The sequence below is a fragment of the Nonomuraea indica genome (assembly GCF_002850745.1).
GTDB lineage: Bacteria > Actinomycetota > Actinomycetes > Streptosporangiales > Streptosporangiaceae > Nonomuraea > Nonomuraea indica.
In genome coordinates, this window is sequence record NZ_KZ559469.1 from 204,813 (window position 1) to 219,860 (window position 15,048).

The following is a 15,048-nucleotide window of genomic DNA, read 5'->3' on the forward strand; positions in this document are numbered from 1 at the left end:
GGCGCCCCTCGCTCGTCCGCCGCTACCGGAGGGTCGCCGGCCCGGGGTCGCCGCCGTGGGATGCGACGACGGCGACGCCGCCCGCAGGGACCTCGCCGGCGAACGGGGCGCCGGTGAGCAGATCGGTGCCCGGGAGGCCGGGGACCGTGGCCGGAGCGGGGCCGTGGTTGATGAGGAAGGTGTGCGCGCCCCGCCGTACGAGCTCCAGGTTCTCGGGCAGGTCGCGCGGCCGGGAGACGCCCGCCCGGTCGAGCAGCGCGGCGAGCAGGGGACGCAGTCCGGCGGCGGACAGGCCGGCGGCGAGGTAGCGGGCCGTGCCGGCGCCGGAGGCGTGGCTGGTGTAGGCGGGGTGGCCGGCGTCGGGGCCGTCGGCGAAGTGCTGCTCGGCCCTGGCGCGCTCCAGGCGGACCCGCTCGGACCAGATGCGCCCCGTGCCGCCGCCGGTCAGCGTCACGGTCTCGTGCTCGCGCAGCGGGTGGAACTCCTCCACCGACACGCCCAGCAGCTCACGCAGCGCTCCGGGGTACGGTCCCTCGTGGACGGTGTCGTACTCGTCCACGATGCCGGAGAAGTACGACACGAGCAGGTGGCCGCCGCCCTCGACGTACCGCTGGAGGTTCTTGGCGGAGCTCTCGGTCAGCAGGTAGGAGCTCGGCAGCAGCACGACCTTGTACGCCGAGATGTCGGCGGACGGGTGGACGAAGTCGACGGTGACGTGCTCGCGCCACAGCGCCTCGTAGAAGGCGTCCACCCGCTCCCGGAACGCCAGGTCGCCCGTGGGCCGCCACTCCAGCTCCAGCGCCCAGTACGACTCCCAGTCCCAGGCGATGGCCACCTCGGCGGTCACCCGGCTGCCCCGAACCGGGGCCAGCCGGCGCACATCCTCGCCGAGCGCGACGACGTCACGCCACAGCCGGGTGCCCGTGCCGCCGTGCGGCAGCATCGCCGAGTGCCACTTCTCCGCGCCGGACCGGGAGGCCCGCCACTGGAAGAACAGCACGGAGTCGGAGCCCCTGGCGACATGGGCGAGGCTGTTGCGGCGCATCTCGCCGGGCCGCTTGGCGATGCCGCGCGCCTGCCAGCTGATGGCGCCGGTCGAGTGCTCCATGAGCATCCACGGCCGGCCGCCCGCGATGGAGCGGCTGAGGTCGGCCGACATGGACAGCCAGATGTGGTTGTCGGGCTGCTCGGCGTTCAGGTAGTGGTCGTTGGCGACCACGTCCAGCTCGGGTGCCCACCGCCACAGGTCCATGGACTTGCAGTTGACGGTGCCGGCGAAGTTGGTGGTGACGGGCTTGCCGGTGCGGCGCAGGATGTCGCGCTGCAGCCGGTAGTGCGACAGGTGCTCCTCGTTGGCGAACCGGGCGTAGTCGAGGCGCTGGGCCGGGTTGACGACGGTGTGGCTCCACCGGGGCGCGTCGATCTCCTCCCACTCCCCGTAGCGCTGGCCCCAGAACGCGGTGCCCCAGGCGGCGTTGAGCGCGTCCAGGTTCTCGTGGCGCCGGCGCAGCCACTGCCGCCAGGCCGCGGTGCTGGCCGCGCAGTAGCACTCGCCGAGCGGCGCGCCGTACTCGTTGTGGACGTGCCACATCACCACGGCCGGGTGGTCGCCGTAGCGGTCGGCGAGCCGTTCGGCCAGCCGGGCGCTCGCCTCGCGGAAGGCGGGGTGGCTGGAGCAGGCGTGCTGCCGCCCGCCCGTCCCGACGCGGACGCCCTCCCGGGTGACGGGGGCGGCGTCGGGGTGGGCCCGCATGAACCACGCGGGCGGCGCCGCGGTCGGGGTGCCCAGGTTGACGGCGATGCCGGCGTCGTGGAGCCGGTCCACGACGGCGTCCAGCCAGCCGAACTCGTAGACCCCTTCGCGCGGCTCCATCTGGACCCAGGAGAAGACGCCCAGGCTGACCAGGGTGACCCCCGCCTCCCGCATGAGGCGGACGTCCTCCTCCCGCACCTCGGCGGGCCATTGTTCCGGGTTGTAGTCCCCGCCGAACGCGATGCCGTCCGGCACAGCCGGGTACTGACTCACGAATCCCCCAAAGTTGCGATATGTGATCAGGCCTTGACGGCGCCGCTGCTGAGGTCGGTGCGCCAGAACCGTTGCATGGTCAGGAAGAGCGCCACCAGCGGGATGAGCGCCACGAACGTGCCGGCGAGGATGAGGTTGTACAGGCTCGGGTTGTTCGCCCCGGCGTTGAGCATCGTGAAGAGACCCACGGTCAGCGGGAACTTGGTGTCGTCGCCGAGCATGATGAACGGCAGCAGGAAGTTGTTCCAGATGGCCACGAACTGGAACAGGAAGATGGTCACCATCCCCGGCGCCATCAGCGGCAGCGCCACCCGCCGCAGCACCGTCAGGTGGGAGGCGCCGTCGATGCGCGCCGCCTCCAGCAGCGAGTCGGGGATGGCGGCCGTCGCGTAGACCCGGGCCAGGTAGATGCTGTACGGGTGCAGGATCTGCGGCAGCAGGACCGACCAGTAGGTGTCGGCCAGCCCGATCTTGCTGAACAGCAGGTACTGCGGGATCGCCAGCACCACGGCGGGCACGAGGATGCCGCCGATCAGCAGGTTGAAGATCAGGTCACGGCCGGCGAAGCGGTACTTGGCCAGGGTGTAGCCCGACACGGCCGACACGGCCGTCGACAGCAGCGCTCCGCCTCCGGCGTACAGGAGCGTGTTGAGCATCCACAGCCCGAACACGCCGTCCCGGTAGGCGGCGAGGTCGGCGAGATTGTCGAACAGGCCGGTGCCGAGCGCGAACGTGCCGGTCGAGAACAGCTCGCCCGGGGTCTTGGTCGCGGCGACCACCACCCAGCTCACCGGGAACAGGCAGTAGATCGCGCCGAGCAGCAGCACGCCCGTGGGCACCAGGCCGAGCGGCCGGCGGGCGGGCGCGGCGGCGCGGCGGCGCGAGGCGGAGGCGAGCGTCGAGGTGGCCATCACGCCCCCGCCTCCCCGAACGCCCGGTCGCGCACCAGGCGCAGGAAGCCGAACGACAGCACCAGCGACACGCCCGCGATCACGATGGCGGTCGCCGCGGCGGAGTACAGGTCGCCGGTCACGAAGGCGTCCCGGTAGACCTTCATCAGGGGGCTCCAGGTCGAGCTGATCGTGTTGGACAGGGGCCGCAGGGTGCTCGGCTCGGTGAACACCTGGACGGTGGCGATGACGGAGAAGACGGTCGTCAGGATGATCGCCGGCATCAGGATCGGGATCTTGACCCGCAGCGCGATCTGCAGCTCCGACGCGCCGTCGATGCGGGCGGCCTCGTAGAGGCTCTGCGGGACGGCGCGCAGGTTCGTGTAGAGGACCAGCATGTTGAAGCCGGTGCCGCCCCAGACGGCGATGTTCGCCATGGAGTAGACGACCGTGGTGCGGCTCAGCAGGTCGGCGCCGAACAGCTCGTGGAACGGGCTGAGGCTCGGCAGGTAGAGGAAGCCCCACATGAGGCCGGCCGCCACCCCGGGCACCGCGAACGGCAGGAAGATCGCGATCCGGGCGAACCTGGCCAGCCGCACCCGGGCGGTGTCCAGCATGAGGGCGAACAGCAGGGCCAGGCCCAGCATGACGACGAGCACCAGCACGCCGTACCCGAGGACGCGCAGCCAGCCGGCCCACAGTTCGCCGTCACCGACCGAGACGGCGTAGTTGTCGAGCCCGACGAAGACCTCCTTGCGCGCCCCCTTGCCCAGCCCCAGACCCGAGACCTTGGTCCGGTGCAGGCTCAGGTACACCGTGTAGCCGATCGGCACGACCATGAACAGGGCGAACAGCGTCATGGCGGGGGCGAGGAACACGTACGGCGCCAGGCCGCCCCGGCGTCGGGGCCGCATCGCTCGGCCGCTCACCGGGCGAGCTGGAAGCCGGACTTGGTCATGTCGGCCACCGTCGCGTCGTGCACCTTGACCAGGGCGTCGACGAAGGACGACTTGTCGGCCGCGGCCTTGTCGAAGGCGTCCCTGAAGGCGTTGTAGGCGACGTTGACGTTCGGGCCGTAGGTGAAGCCGCGGGCGCCGGCGGTGTGGGCGGCCGCCTGCTCGTAGAAGCCGGGGACGTTGGAGAAGTACGCGGGCGGCTCGGTGAGCAGCGCGGTGCCCTTGGTGGCGGCCGGGTAGATCGCACCCTCCTTGACCAGCAGGGTGAGCGCCTCGGGGTCGGTGTTGAGCCAGGTGGCGAACTTGGCGGCGGCCTCCTTGTGCTTGGAGGCGGCAGCGACGGCGACGGCGGAGCCGCCCCAGAAGCCGGTGTGGTTCTCGCCCGCGTTCCACTGCGGCAGCGGGGCGACGGCCCACTTGCCCTTGGCCTTGGGCGCGTTGCTGGCCAGCGGCCCCGGCGCCCACACGGCCGACGGCCAGGTGAGGAGCTTGCCGTCGTTGAGCGCCTTGTTCCACTCGGGGGTGAAGTACGGCATGGTGTCGACCACGCCCTCCTTGACCAGGCCGCCCCAGAACTCGGCCATCCGCCTGGTGGGCTCGTCGTTGACCGCCACCTTCCACGCCTCGCCGCTGATCGACCACCACTGGGCGCCGGCCTGCTGCGCGAGCCCGGCGAAGCTGCCCGGGTCCTTGCTGGAGAACGTGCCGAGGAACACCTTCGGGTCCTTCTCGCGCACGGTCCTGGCGGCCTCGGCGTACTCCTGCCAGGTCTTCGGGACCTCGATGCCGTACTTCTCGAACAGGTCGGCGCGGTAGTAGAACATCATCGGCCCGCTGTCCTGCGGGACGGCGTAGACCCCGTCGGTGCCCAGCGTGACGAGCCCCCACACGCCCTCGCCGAACTCCCGCCTGACCGGCTCGGCCGCGGCCTTGATGTCGGCCACCGCGTCGGCCGCCACGAACGACGGCAGCGCCTGGTACTCCGCCTGCATGAGGTCCGGCGGATTGCCCGCCTTGGCGGCGGTGAGGAACTTGGTCGCCGCGTCGTCACCGCCGGCCTGGGTGCTGGACACGACCTGGATGGCGGGGTTGGCCTTGTTCCACACCGCGACGACCTTGTCCATGCCGGGCACCCAGTTCCAGAACGTCAGCTTGACGTTGCCGGCGGGGGCCGCGGTGTCGGCGGGGGCGGCGGAGTCCTGGGCGCCGCTGGCGCAGCCCGTCACGAGGGCGGCGGCGAGGGCGGCGGCGGCGAGCCTGTTCATGCGCATGGGGGCCTCGGCTGGTGGAGGGTATCTGTGAACGTTCACAGCGTCTTGGCCCAGCGGACCGACTGTCAACCCCTCGTTACGCTCTCGTTAAACCACCCTAAATGGGATCTAGCGCTGTATATGTCTCTCTGTGTACGCTCACAGAGCTTTGACAACGAGCCGTGAGATATTGGGGAACGTGAAGAGGCCGACCATCCACGACGTGGCCCGGGTGGCCGGGATCTCGCGCGGCACGGTCTCGCGCGTGCTCAACGGCGACCGTTACGTCAGCCCCGCGGCCCGCCTCGCCATCGAGCGGGCCATCGCCGAGACCGGCTACGTCGTCAACCGCAACGCCCGCAACCTGGTCAGGCAGCGCGCCGGATCCGTCGTCATGGTGCTGTCGGAGCCGCACGAGAAGCTCTTCGAGGACCCCAACTACAGCACCACCATCCGCACCGCCATCCGCGGCCTCGGCGAGCGCGACCTGTCGCTCGTCATGATGATCGCCGCCGACGACCGCGACCGCGAGCAGGTGCTCCGCTACGTGCGCGGCGGCCACGCCGACGGCGTGCTGCTCATGTCCACCCACTCGGGAGACCCGCTGGTCGACGCGCTGCGCGGGGCCCGCCTGCCCGCCGTCTCGTGCGGCGCGGTGATCGGCCGCGAGTCGGTCATCCCGTACGCGGCCTGCGACGAGCGCGGCGGCGCCCGCCAGATGGCCGAATACCTGGTGTCCCGGGGCCGGAAGAAGATCGCCATGATCACCGGCCCGATGGACACCCCCGGCGGCATCCAGCGGCTGGAGGGGTTCACCGACGTGCTCGGGCGCAAGGCGTCCACCAGGCTGGTCGAACACGGCGACTGGACCCACGCCAGCGGCGAGCGCGCCATGGCCAGGCTGCTGGAGCGCGTGCCCGACGTGGACGCGGTGTTCGCCGCCTCCGACGTGATGGCCTCCGGCGCCCTCCACACGCTGCGCCAGGCGGGGCGGCGGGTGCCGGACGACGTGGCGGTGGGCGGGTTCGACGACTCGTCGGTGGCCATCTCCACCCACCCGCCGCTCACCACGGTTCGCCAGCCGCTCGCGGACGTCGCCCAGGAGACGGTCCGGCTGCTGCTCGCCCTCATCGACGGCGCCGACCAGGTCGAGCCGGTCACCCTCCCCACGGAGCTGATCGTCCGCGAGTCCGCCTGACCCTCACGACGCCGCTACGACCGGCCCCGGAAGCGCCTCCTGCGGACCCCTCGCGGCCCTCACCCCGCGGCCCTCCCGGCTTTGACCCCTCGCGACCTCCGCACCTCCGCGACCCCCGCACCTTCGCAACCCCCGCGACCCCCGCGACCCTCGGGGGGCCTCCACGACCTCCGCGACCTCCGCGGTCCGGGGATGACCACCGCGCGCCGCCGATCAGAAGGTGTCGTGTCAGCGGCGGCGTCAGGACGGTGACGGCCCGGTATCAGAGCGGGCGGCGATGGTGGACGCCAGGAAGACGGCTCAGCAACTGAGCCGGCGCCCGGTAAGCCCGCCCCCGCCGACACCGGTTGAATCCGGTCACCCTCGAAGGAGCACCGCCATGCCCTCCATCCTGACCGACCAGGACAAGATCACCCTGCGCACCGCCGCGTGGGGCGCGGTCTCGCTGATGGCCGCCGCCGACGCCGCCGGCAAGCCGCACAAGGCCGCCACCCATGGCTCCGTCGCCCTGGCCTCCGCCACCGGCCTGGTCGGGCACGTGCTCGCCGAGTGGCCCAAGGGCGTGAACCTGAGCGGCAAGTCCGTGGCCGAACTCGCCGACCTGGTGCTGCCGGCCCTGACGACCGCCATGAGCCGGCTCAAGCAGCAGGATCCGGCCGAGGCCGACAACTTCCGCCGCACCGTCACGGTCGCCGTCGAGGCAGCCGCCCAGACCCACAGGGGCGAGCCCGGCCCCACCCTGGCCGGCATGATCCGCAAGATCACCGCAGCTCTCGACGCCGCCTGAGCCCCCCTCTATGCAGTGTTGCTATATACCGGTAGTCAGTGCTACTTTGTAGCGGTAGTCAGCAGCACTGAGTAGCTGGGAAAGGGGGTGTGCCATGGCCAAGCAGCTGACGGAGATGCTCAAGGGGACTCTGGAAGGAGTCGTCCTGGCGATCCTGTCCGGCCGGCCGGCGTACGGCTACGAGACCACGGCATGGCTGCGGGATCAGGGGCTCTCCGACATCGCCGAGGGCACGGTCCACGCCCTGCTGGTCAGGATCGAGCGGCGCGGCCTCGTCGACGTGGAGAAGGTCCCGTCCGTGAAGGGCCCGCCACGCAAGGTGTACTCCCTCAACGCTCAGGGACACGAGCATCTCGACGAGTTCTGGAGGACCTGGAGCTTCCTCGCCGAACGGCTCGAAAAGCTCCGCGAAGACACCGGTGAAGAGGACAGGACGGTCTGATGACGACACAGCACAGCCAGGCGATCCACGTGCGGGGCCTGGCGAAGTCTTACAAGGAACTGCAGGTACTGCGCGGCGTGGACTTCGACGTGGCACGGGGCAGCATCTTCGCCCTGCTCGGCTCCAACGGGGCGGGCAAGACCACGGTCGTGAAGATCCTGTCCACGCTGCTCAAGGCCGACGCGGGCACCGCCCGGATCAACGGCATGGACGTCGCCACGCAGGCCGCGGACGTGCGGGAGTCCATCAGCCTCACCGGACAGTTCGCCGCCGTCGACGAGATCCTCAGCGGGCGCGAGAACCTCGTGCTGGTCGCCCGGCTGAGGCACCTCCGGAATCCGGGCAAGATCGCCGATGACCTGCTGGAGCGCTTCTCGCTGACCGACGCGGGCGCGCGGAAGGTGTCGACGTACTCGGGTGGCATGCGCCGCCGTCTCGACATCGCGATGAGCCTCATCGGCGATCCGCCGGTCATCTTCCTCGACGAGCCGACGACCGGGCTCGACCCCCAGGCGCGCATCGAGGTGTGGCAGGCCGTCAAGGAACTCGCCGACCAGGGGACGACGGTGCTGCTCACGACGCAGTACCTGGACGAGGCCGAACAACTCGCCGACCGGATCGCGATCCTCCACGAGGGCCGGATCATCGTCGACGGCACCCTCGCCGAGCTCAAGCGGATGCTGCCGCCGGCCAAGGTCGAGTACGTCGAGAAGCAGCCGACCCTCGAGGACGTCTTCCTCGCCCTCGTCGGCACCAAGGCATGAAGGGACAACCACGATGAGCAAGCACTTCTTCGCCGACACCGGCGTCCTGCTGGGACGCTCCCTGCGCCACATCGCGCGTAGCCCCGACACCATCATCACGACCGCGATCATGCCGATCGCCATGATGCTGATGTTCGTCTACGTCTTCGGCGGCGCGATCAAGACAGGATCGGACTCGTATGTGAACTACCTGCTGCCCGGCATCCTGCTCATCACGATCGCCTCGGGCATCGCCTACACCGCGTACCGGCTGTTCATGGACATGAAGGGCGGCATCTTCGAGCGCTTCCAGTCGATGCCGACCGCGCGGTCGGCAGTGCTGTGGGCGCACGTGCTGACCTCGCTGGTCGCCAACCTGATCTCGCTCGTGGTGGTCGTGCTCGTCGCCCTGCTCATGGGCTTCCGCTCGAGCGCGGGAGTGCCGGCCTGGCTCGCGGTCGCCGGCATCCTGGTCCTGTTCACCCTGGCGCTGACGTGGATCGCCGTCATCCCCGGCCTGTCCGCGAAGACCATGGAAGGCGCGAGCGCGTTCTCCTACCCGCTCATCTTCCTGCCCTTCCTCAGCTCGGCGTTCGTGCCCACCGACACCATGCCCGGCCCGGTGCGCGTCTTCGCCGAGAACCAGCCGGTGACCTCCATCGTCAACGCCATCCGCGCCCTGTTCACCGAGCAGCCGGTCGGCACCGACATCTGGATCGCCCTCGCCTGGTGTGTCGGCATCCTCGTCGTCGCCTACGTCCTCGCCATGAACACCTACCGCCGCAGGATCTCCTAGGCCCCTGTCGATGAAGCAAGGCATTCACAGCGCGTGAAACACGTCATATCTCGACCAGCCCCGAGGAGCGACCATGGAACACACCGTCCCCACGATGCCGGCCACCCGTCAGCCCGGCTGCCCCTTTGACCCGCCCAAGGAGCTGCTCCAGGCCCGTGAGCACGGCCCGATCAGCCGGTACCCCTTCCCCGACGGGCACCAGGGCTGGCTGATCACCGGGTACGACCTGGTCCGGTCGGTCCTGGCCGACTCCCGGTTCAGCTCCCGCAAGGAGCTCATGCGCCACCACCCGACCATCGACTTCGGTGACATCGAGATCCCTCCGGCGCGCCCCGGCGAGTTCCTCCTCATGGACGACCCCGAGCACAGCCGCTACCGCAAGCCGCTGGTCGGCAAGTTCACCGTCCGGCGGATGCGGCTGCTCACCGAACGCGTCGAGCAGGTCACCGCCGAGCACCTGGACGCGATGGAGCAGGCGGGCCCACCGGCGGACCTGGTGACCGCCTTCGCCAGGCCCATCCCCTCGGTCATCATCTGTGAGCTGCTGGGCGTCCCGTACGAGGACCGGGGCTCCTTCCAGGAGCACATCGACACGTTCCTCGGCGGGGAGGCCGGCGACGAGGAACTGATCGCGGCCTACACCGCCACCCAGGCCTACCTCGCGGAGCTGGTGGCCGCCAAGCGCGCCGAACCCACCGACGACGTGCTCAGCGACCTGCTCGACAGCGATCTGACCGATGAGGAACTGCGGGGGATGGCCCTGATCCTGCTGTCGGCCGGGTTCGACACCACCGCGAACATGCTCGCGCTGGGCGCCTTCGCGCTGCTGCGGAACCCGGCGCAACTGGCGGCGCTGCGCACCGAGCCCGCGCTCGTCGACGGGGCCGTGGAGGAACTGCTGCGGTATCTGAGCGTCGTCAAGACGTCCATGAGGACGACGCTGGAGGACGTCGAGCTGGGCGGCCGGACCATCGAGGCCGGCACGACGGTCATCCTGTCGTACAACACCGCCAACCGCGACCCCGAGCGCTTCGCCGACCCCCACGTGCTAGACCTGCGCAGGCGGGGCGGCGGGCACCTGGCCTTCGGTCACGGCATCCACCAGTGCCTGGGCCAGCAGCTGGCTCGCGTCGAGATGCGGGTCGCATTCCCCGCCCTGCTCAACCGCTTCCCCACCCTGCGCCTGGCCGTGCCCGCCGAGCAGGTGGCCCTGCGCCCGGAGACCGCCGACGTCTACGGGGTCAAGAGCCTCCCGGTCACCTGGGACGTGTGACCGCGGGCCCGTGACGGGCCGCGGCCGACACGCCGCCGCCGGCCGTTGCCGGCCGTTGCCGGCAGGCGCTGGTCCCGCCGAGCCGGTCGGCGGACCCGTGCCGGCAGGCGAAACACATCATGCCGCCTCGGGCACCCGTGATCGCGACAACCGACTCCAGAAAGTACGCACATGTCCACATCGCAACGGCGAGGGCTCCTCGCCGCAGTCGCACTCGTGACCCCGCTCGTGATCGCCGGCGCTCCCGCCGCGTCCGCGACGGCCGGGCCGGCTGTCGAAGTCGCGGGCGGGCTGACACAGCCCGTCTTCTCCTACCAGGACGCCATCCGTGAGCACGTGCGGGTGCAGTCGCCGGTCGACAGCGACGGCGACGGCAAGAAGGACCTGGTCCGGGTGGACATCATCCGGCCGAGAGAATCCGGTTCCGGACTCAAGGTCCCGGTGATCATGCACGAGAGCCCGTACTACGACGATCCCGGGGTCGGTTACGAGATCGAGCACAAGAAGTACGACACGAACGGGAACGTGACGAAATTCCCGATGTACTACGACAACTACTTCGTGCCCCGCGGGTATGCGTTCGTGTCCGTCGACATGATCGGCACCAGGCTGTCCGACGGCTGCCCGGCCTCCTACGGCGCCTCCGACGTGCTCGGCGGCAAGGCGGTCGTCGATTGGCTGAACGGCAGGGCGACCGCCTACGACGACGAGGGCAAGCCGGTCAAGGCCACCTGGACCACCGGACGCACCGGGATGATCGGCCACTCCTACGAAGGAGCCCTCGCCATCGGCGTCGCCGGCACCGGGGTGCGGGGACTGGAGACGATCGTGCCGCTTGCGGGGTACACCAGCGGATACGAGAACTCGCGCAACAACGGCGTCATCACCTGGTTCAAGGGTGCGGCGGCCTGGCAGTCCAAGCGGGTCGACAAGGACCCGGACGAGAAATGCGCGGCGGTGCGTCAGAAGCTGCTCGAAGACTCCGACGACGCCACCGGCAACTACAACGCCTACTGGCACGAGCGCGACTACCGGACCGGGCCGATCTCGAAGGCGCGCGACGTCCGCGCCAGCGTCTTCGCGGTGATGGGCATGCAGGACCGGAACGTGGTCGGCAGCCAGTTCTCCGAGTGGTGGGCCAAGCTGCCCCGCACGGTGCAGCGCAAGGCGTGGGTGACCCAGTACGGGCACCTCGACCCGTTCTGGGCCCGCCGCGAGGTGTGGCTCGACACCCTGCACCGGTGGTTCGACCACGAGCTGATGGGCGTCTCCAACGACATCATGCGCCGGCCGCGCGTCGACGTGCAGCACGGCCCGGACCGCTGGATCACCCAGGCCGACTGGCCGGCACCGGCACGGACGACGACCCTGCGGCCGCAGCGGGACGGCTCACTGGGCCGCGAGCCGTCGGCCGGAACCGGCAGCTACCTCGACGCCGCCCAGACCGAGGTCGCGATGGCCGCTGACCCCGCCGCCGCCAACCCCCACCGGCTGGCCTTCCTGACCCCGCCGCTGAAGAACGCGACGCGGCTGTCCGGAACGCCGTCGGTGAGCCTGCGCCTCAAGCTCGACAAGCCGACCGCCAACCTCGGCGTCCTGCTCGTCGACTACGGCACCGACACCCGCATCAACTACCGCGAACGCACCGCGACCACTGCGGAAGGCCTCAAAATCCTCGGCGGCGAGGACTGCGTCGGCGAGAACACCGCCGATGACGACGGCTGTTACTTCAAGGCCGGCGACAACACGGCGACCTCCGGCTTCAACGTCGTCACCCGCGGGATCCTGGACGCGCAGAACCACAAGTCGCTGAGCCGCTCGACACCGCTGAAGCCGGGCAGGTCCTACCAGATCACCTGGAAGATGCAGCCGCAGGACTACGAGTTCAAGGCCGGGCACCGGCTGGGCCTGGTGCTGACCGGAGCCAACGACGACTTCAACCTCGACGAGTCGGGCAACGGCTCCGGGACTGACGTCGAGCCCGGCACCGGGGCCGAGGTCACCGTCGACCTGGCCGGCACGTCGGTCTCACTGCCGCTGGTCACCGGCACGCCCATCCCGTAGGAGCGATCTCCACTGGTCCGACGCCCACCCCGCGATCGGGGCGGTCGAGCTCGACCTCGTCGAGTACACCTGGGACCCGTCGGTCCTGGCCGCCGTCCGCGGCGCCTGAACGTCGGTCCTGGCCGCGGCGCCCGCGACGTCAGTCAGGGCACAACGGCAGGCGCACCAGGAAACAGGCGCCCGGACGGTGGTCGGTGAGGACGAGGCCGCCACCGTGGGCCACGGCGATCTCCCTCGACAGGGGCAGTCCCAGCCCGGTGCCGCCCTTGTCCAGGACGCGGGCCGCCTCCAGCCGGGTGAAACGCTCGAAGATCCGCTCACGGTCCTCCGGCGCGATGCCGGCGCCGTCGTCGGTCACGGTGACGACCACGTCGCCCCCGTCCTCCCGCACGGCCGCCTCGACCCGGGCGGTCGCATGCCTGGTGGCGTTGTCCAGCAGGTTCGTCAGCAGGCGGTCGAGCTGCACCGCGGAGCCGAGGACCGGGGCCGGACGGCAGGGCGCGGCGACGACCACGACGCGGCCGCCCGCGCGGCGCCGCACCTGCTCCCTGACCAGGTGGCACATGTCGACGACCACGCGCTCGGCCACGACGCCCGCGTCGAGCCGGGCGAGCAGGAGCAGTTCGTCGACGATGCCGGTGAGCCGTTCGACGGACTCCAGCGCGCGGGCGCCGATCACGGGCCAGTCGGTCTCGTCCGGGTACGCGGCGGCGAACTCCAGTTGCGTCCGCAGCCCCGAGATGGGGCTGCGGAGCTCGTGCGAGGCGTCGGCGACGAAGCGGCGCTGGGTCTCGGCCGAACGTTCGAGGCGGTCGAGGGTGGCGTTGGTGGTCAGGGCCAGATGGGTGATCTCGTCGCCGGTGCCGGGTACGGGGACCCGGCGGCTCAGGTCCTTGCCGGTGATCTCGGCCAGCTCGGACCGGATGCGCTCGACGGGACGAAGCGCCGAGCCGACGATCGTCCAGGCGACGCCGGCCACGCCGGCCAGCGTCAGCGGCATGCCCAGGAAGAACAGCGCGTACAGGGTGGCCAGGGCGCTGTTCACCTTGTCCAGCGAGGCGGCGCCGTAGACGGTGACCGGCCCCTCCGGCGTGGGCACCCGCATGGCCATGACCATGCAGTGGTGGTGTCCGGGGTCCCTGGCGTAGTGCAGGACGTGCTCGGTGACGTGCGGGACGCCGGGGCGTTCCGGCTGGATGGCGGTGATGTGGGGTTCGCCGGGCCGTCCGGGGGTGGAGGCGAGCACCTCGCCGCGGGGGGACACGACCTGGAGGAGCTGCAGGTGGGACGGGGTACGCAGGTCCGTGGGGAGCTGGCCGGCGCGGGCCTCCTCGGCCACCTGCCCGACGGCCGACTCCAGGCTGCTCCGCACCGTGCCCCGCAGGCTGTCGGGGACGGTGGCGAGGGCGATCGAGGACGTCGCGGCGACGACCACCGCCGCGACCAGCACCGCGATCATGGTGAGACGCGCCCGGATCGAGCGAGGAAAAATCCTTTTCACCATCCACATGACCCCCATATCACTATCTGTGACCGCTACCCAGACAGTTCGCCCGGGCTGCCGTTTTTTCCGTCACGCCGGGTGATGGTTGGGCGTTTCTTGGCGCTCGCCGAACGAGCGTCGCCGTCGCCCGCGTGCGCTTCCATGGCACGCCTCGGGTATTCCGCCACGATCGGTCCACAGGCCGGCGGGTTCGCTGTGAGCGGTTCCGCTGTGAGCGGTTCCGCTGCGAGCTGTTCCGCTGTGAGCGGTTCCGCTGTGAGCGGTTCCGCTGTGGGCGTGCACGGCCCCGCGGCGGGATGCCGCGCGCCAGAGTGGAGCGCATGAGGCTGCTTGTGCTGGGCGGGACCGAGTTCGTCGGGCGCGCCTTCGTCGAAGAGGCGCTCGCGCTCGGGGCAGACGTGACCGTGCACAACCGGGGCACGCATGAGCCGCCCGCCGGCGTCACCGCCCTGCGGGGCGACCGGTCGGCCAAGGGCGGGCTCGCCGCGATCGAGCGCGGCGAGTGGGACGTGGTGGTCGACACCTGGTCCTGGGCGCCGTCCGCGGTGCGTGACAGCGCGCGGCTGCTGGCCGGCCGCGCCGGCCACTACGTCTACGTCTCCAGCCGTTCGGTCTACCGCTATCCGGTGCCGGCGGGCGCCGACGAGAACGCGCCCGTGGTGACGGCGTCGCCGGACGACGACACCGCCCCCGACTACGCCCGGGCCAAGGCCGGCAGCGAGCTGGCCGCCGTGGCGGCGTTCGGCGACCGGGCGCTGCTCGCGCGTGCCGGGCTCATCCTCGGGCCGTACGAGAACATCGGGCGGCTGCCCTGGTGGCTGAGCCGCATCGCGCACGGAGGGCCGGTGCTCGCACCCGGCCCCGCCGACCTGGGCCTCCAGCTCATCGACGCCCGGGACCTGGCCTCGTGGTGCCTGTCCGCCGCCGGGCGCGGGCTCGGTGGCGCCTACAACGTGGTCAGCCCGCCGGGATTCACCACCACGCGGGAGCTGCTGGAGAGCTGCGTGCGGGTCACCGGATCCGACGCCGAGTTGCGCTGGGTGGACGCCGGGACGATCCTCGCGGCGGGGGTGCGACCGTGGATCGACCTGCCGATATGGCTCCCCGGCGGGGGGCACC

General features: G+C 70.8%; 13 protein-coding genes. 8 read left to right on the forward strand and 5 right to left on the reverse strand.

Annotated features, from left to right (window positions below; genetic code table 11):
• Positions 1 to 22: 22 nt before the first annotated feature.
• Genes CXR44_RS12585 through CXR44_RS12600 form a run of 4 tightly spaced genes read right to left on the reverse strand, consistent with a single transcriptional unit; the run spans position 23 to position 5,143 of the window.
• Positions 23 to 2,026: a beta-galactosidase gene (locus CXR44_RS12585; protein WP_245899113.1), complete on the reverse strand. Its 2,004-nt coding sequence runs from the start codon at positions 2,024 to 2,026 to the stop codon at positions 23 to 25.
• Positions 2,027 to 2,052: 26 nt separating this feature from the next.
• Positions 2,053 to 2,937 (reverse strand): carbohydrate ABC transporter permease, encoded by an 885-nt coding sequence (locus CXR44_RS12590; RefSeq protein ID WP_101785887.1) that lies wholly within the window; start codon positions 2,935 to 2,937, stop codon positions 2,053 to 2,055.
• Positions 2,937 to 3,830 (reverse strand): carbohydrate ABC transporter permease, encoded by an 894-nt coding sequence (locus CXR44_RS12595; RefSeq protein ID WP_101785889.1) that lies wholly within the window; start codon positions 3,828 to 3,830, stop codon positions 2,937 to 2,939. Before CXR44_RS12595 ends, CXR44_RS12590 begins: the two co-directional genes overlap by 1 nt.
• A gap of 11 nt (positions 3,831 to 3,841) precedes the next feature.
• Positions 3,842 to 5,143 (reverse strand): ABC transporter substrate-binding protein, encoded by a 1,302-nt coding sequence (locus CXR44_RS12600; protein ID WP_101785891.1) that lies wholly within the window; start codon positions 5,141 to 5,143, stop codon positions 3,842 to 3,844.
• Positions 5,144 to 5,321: 178 nt separating this feature from the next.
• Between CXR44_RS12600 and CXR44_RS12605 the strand changes: the two genes are divergently transcribed.
• From CXR44_RS12605 to CXR44_RS12635, 7 genes are all read left to right on the forward strand, one after another.
• Positions 5,322 to 6,320: a LacI family DNA-binding transcriptional regulator gene (locus tag CXR44_RS12605; RefSeq protein ID WP_245899114.1), complete on the forward strand. Its 999-nt coding sequence runs from the start codon at positions 5,322 to 5,324 to the stop codon at positions 6,318 to 6,320.
• A gap of 379 nt (positions 6,321 to 6,699) precedes the next feature.
• Positions 6,700 to 7,107: a hypothetical protein gene (locus tag CXR44_RS12610; RefSeq protein ID WP_101785894.1), complete on the forward strand. Its 408-nt coding sequence runs from the start codon at positions 6,700 to 6,702 to the stop codon at positions 7,105 to 7,107.
• A 94-nt stretch (positions 7,108 to 7,201) separates the two neighbouring features.
• Positions 7,202 to 7,549 (forward strand): PadR family transcriptional regulator, encoded by a 348-nt coding sequence (locus CXR44_RS12615; RefSeq protein WP_101785896.1) that lies wholly within the window; start codon positions 7,202 to 7,204, stop codon positions 7,547 to 7,549.
• Entirely contained in the window at positions 7,549 to 8,313 is a 765-nt protein-coding gene (locus CXR44_RS12620; RefSeq protein ID WP_101785898.1) for an ABC transporter ATP-binding protein, read from the forward strand. The genes CXR44_RS12615 and CXR44_RS12620 overlap by 1 nt, the downstream gene beginning before the upstream one ends.
• Positions 8,314 to 8,326: 13 nt before the next feature.
• Entirely contained in the window at positions 8,327 to 9,088 is a 762-nt protein-coding gene (locus CXR44_RS12625) for an ABC transporter permease (protein ID WP_101785900.1), read from the forward strand.
• A 73-nt stretch (positions 9,089 to 9,161) separates the two neighbouring features.
• Complete coding sequence (locus CXR44_RS12630) at positions 9,162 to 10,361, forward strand: cytochrome P450 (RefSeq protein ID WP_101785902.1); 1,200 nt, start codon at positions 9,162 to 9,164, stop codon at positions 10,359 to 10,361.
• Positions 10,362 to 10,577: 216 nt separating this feature from the next.
• Positions 10,578 to 12,425 (forward strand): CocE/NonD family hydrolase, encoded by a 1,848-nt coding sequence (locus CXR44_RS12635; RefSeq protein WP_219601774.1) that lies wholly within the window; start codon positions 10,578 to 10,580, stop codon positions 12,423 to 12,425.
• A 139-nt stretch (positions 12,426 to 12,564) separates the two neighbouring features.
• Here the strand turns inward: CXR44_RS12635 and CXR44_RS12640 are convergent, their stop codons facing one another.
• Positions 12,565 to 13,884, reverse strand: a complete 1,320-nt coding sequence (locus tag CXR44_RS12640) for a sensor histidine kinase (protein ID WP_180903361.1) — start codon at positions 13,882 to 13,884, stop codon at positions 12,565 to 12,567.
• Between the two features lie 365 nt (positions 13,885 to 14,249).
• Between CXR44_RS12640 and CXR44_RS12645 the strand changes: the two genes are divergently transcribed.
• Positions 14,250 to 15,048 (forward strand): NAD-dependent epimerase/dehydratase family protein (locus tag CXR44_RS12645; RefSeq protein ID WP_245899115.1); only part of this gene is annotated, 799 nt, incomplete at its 3' end.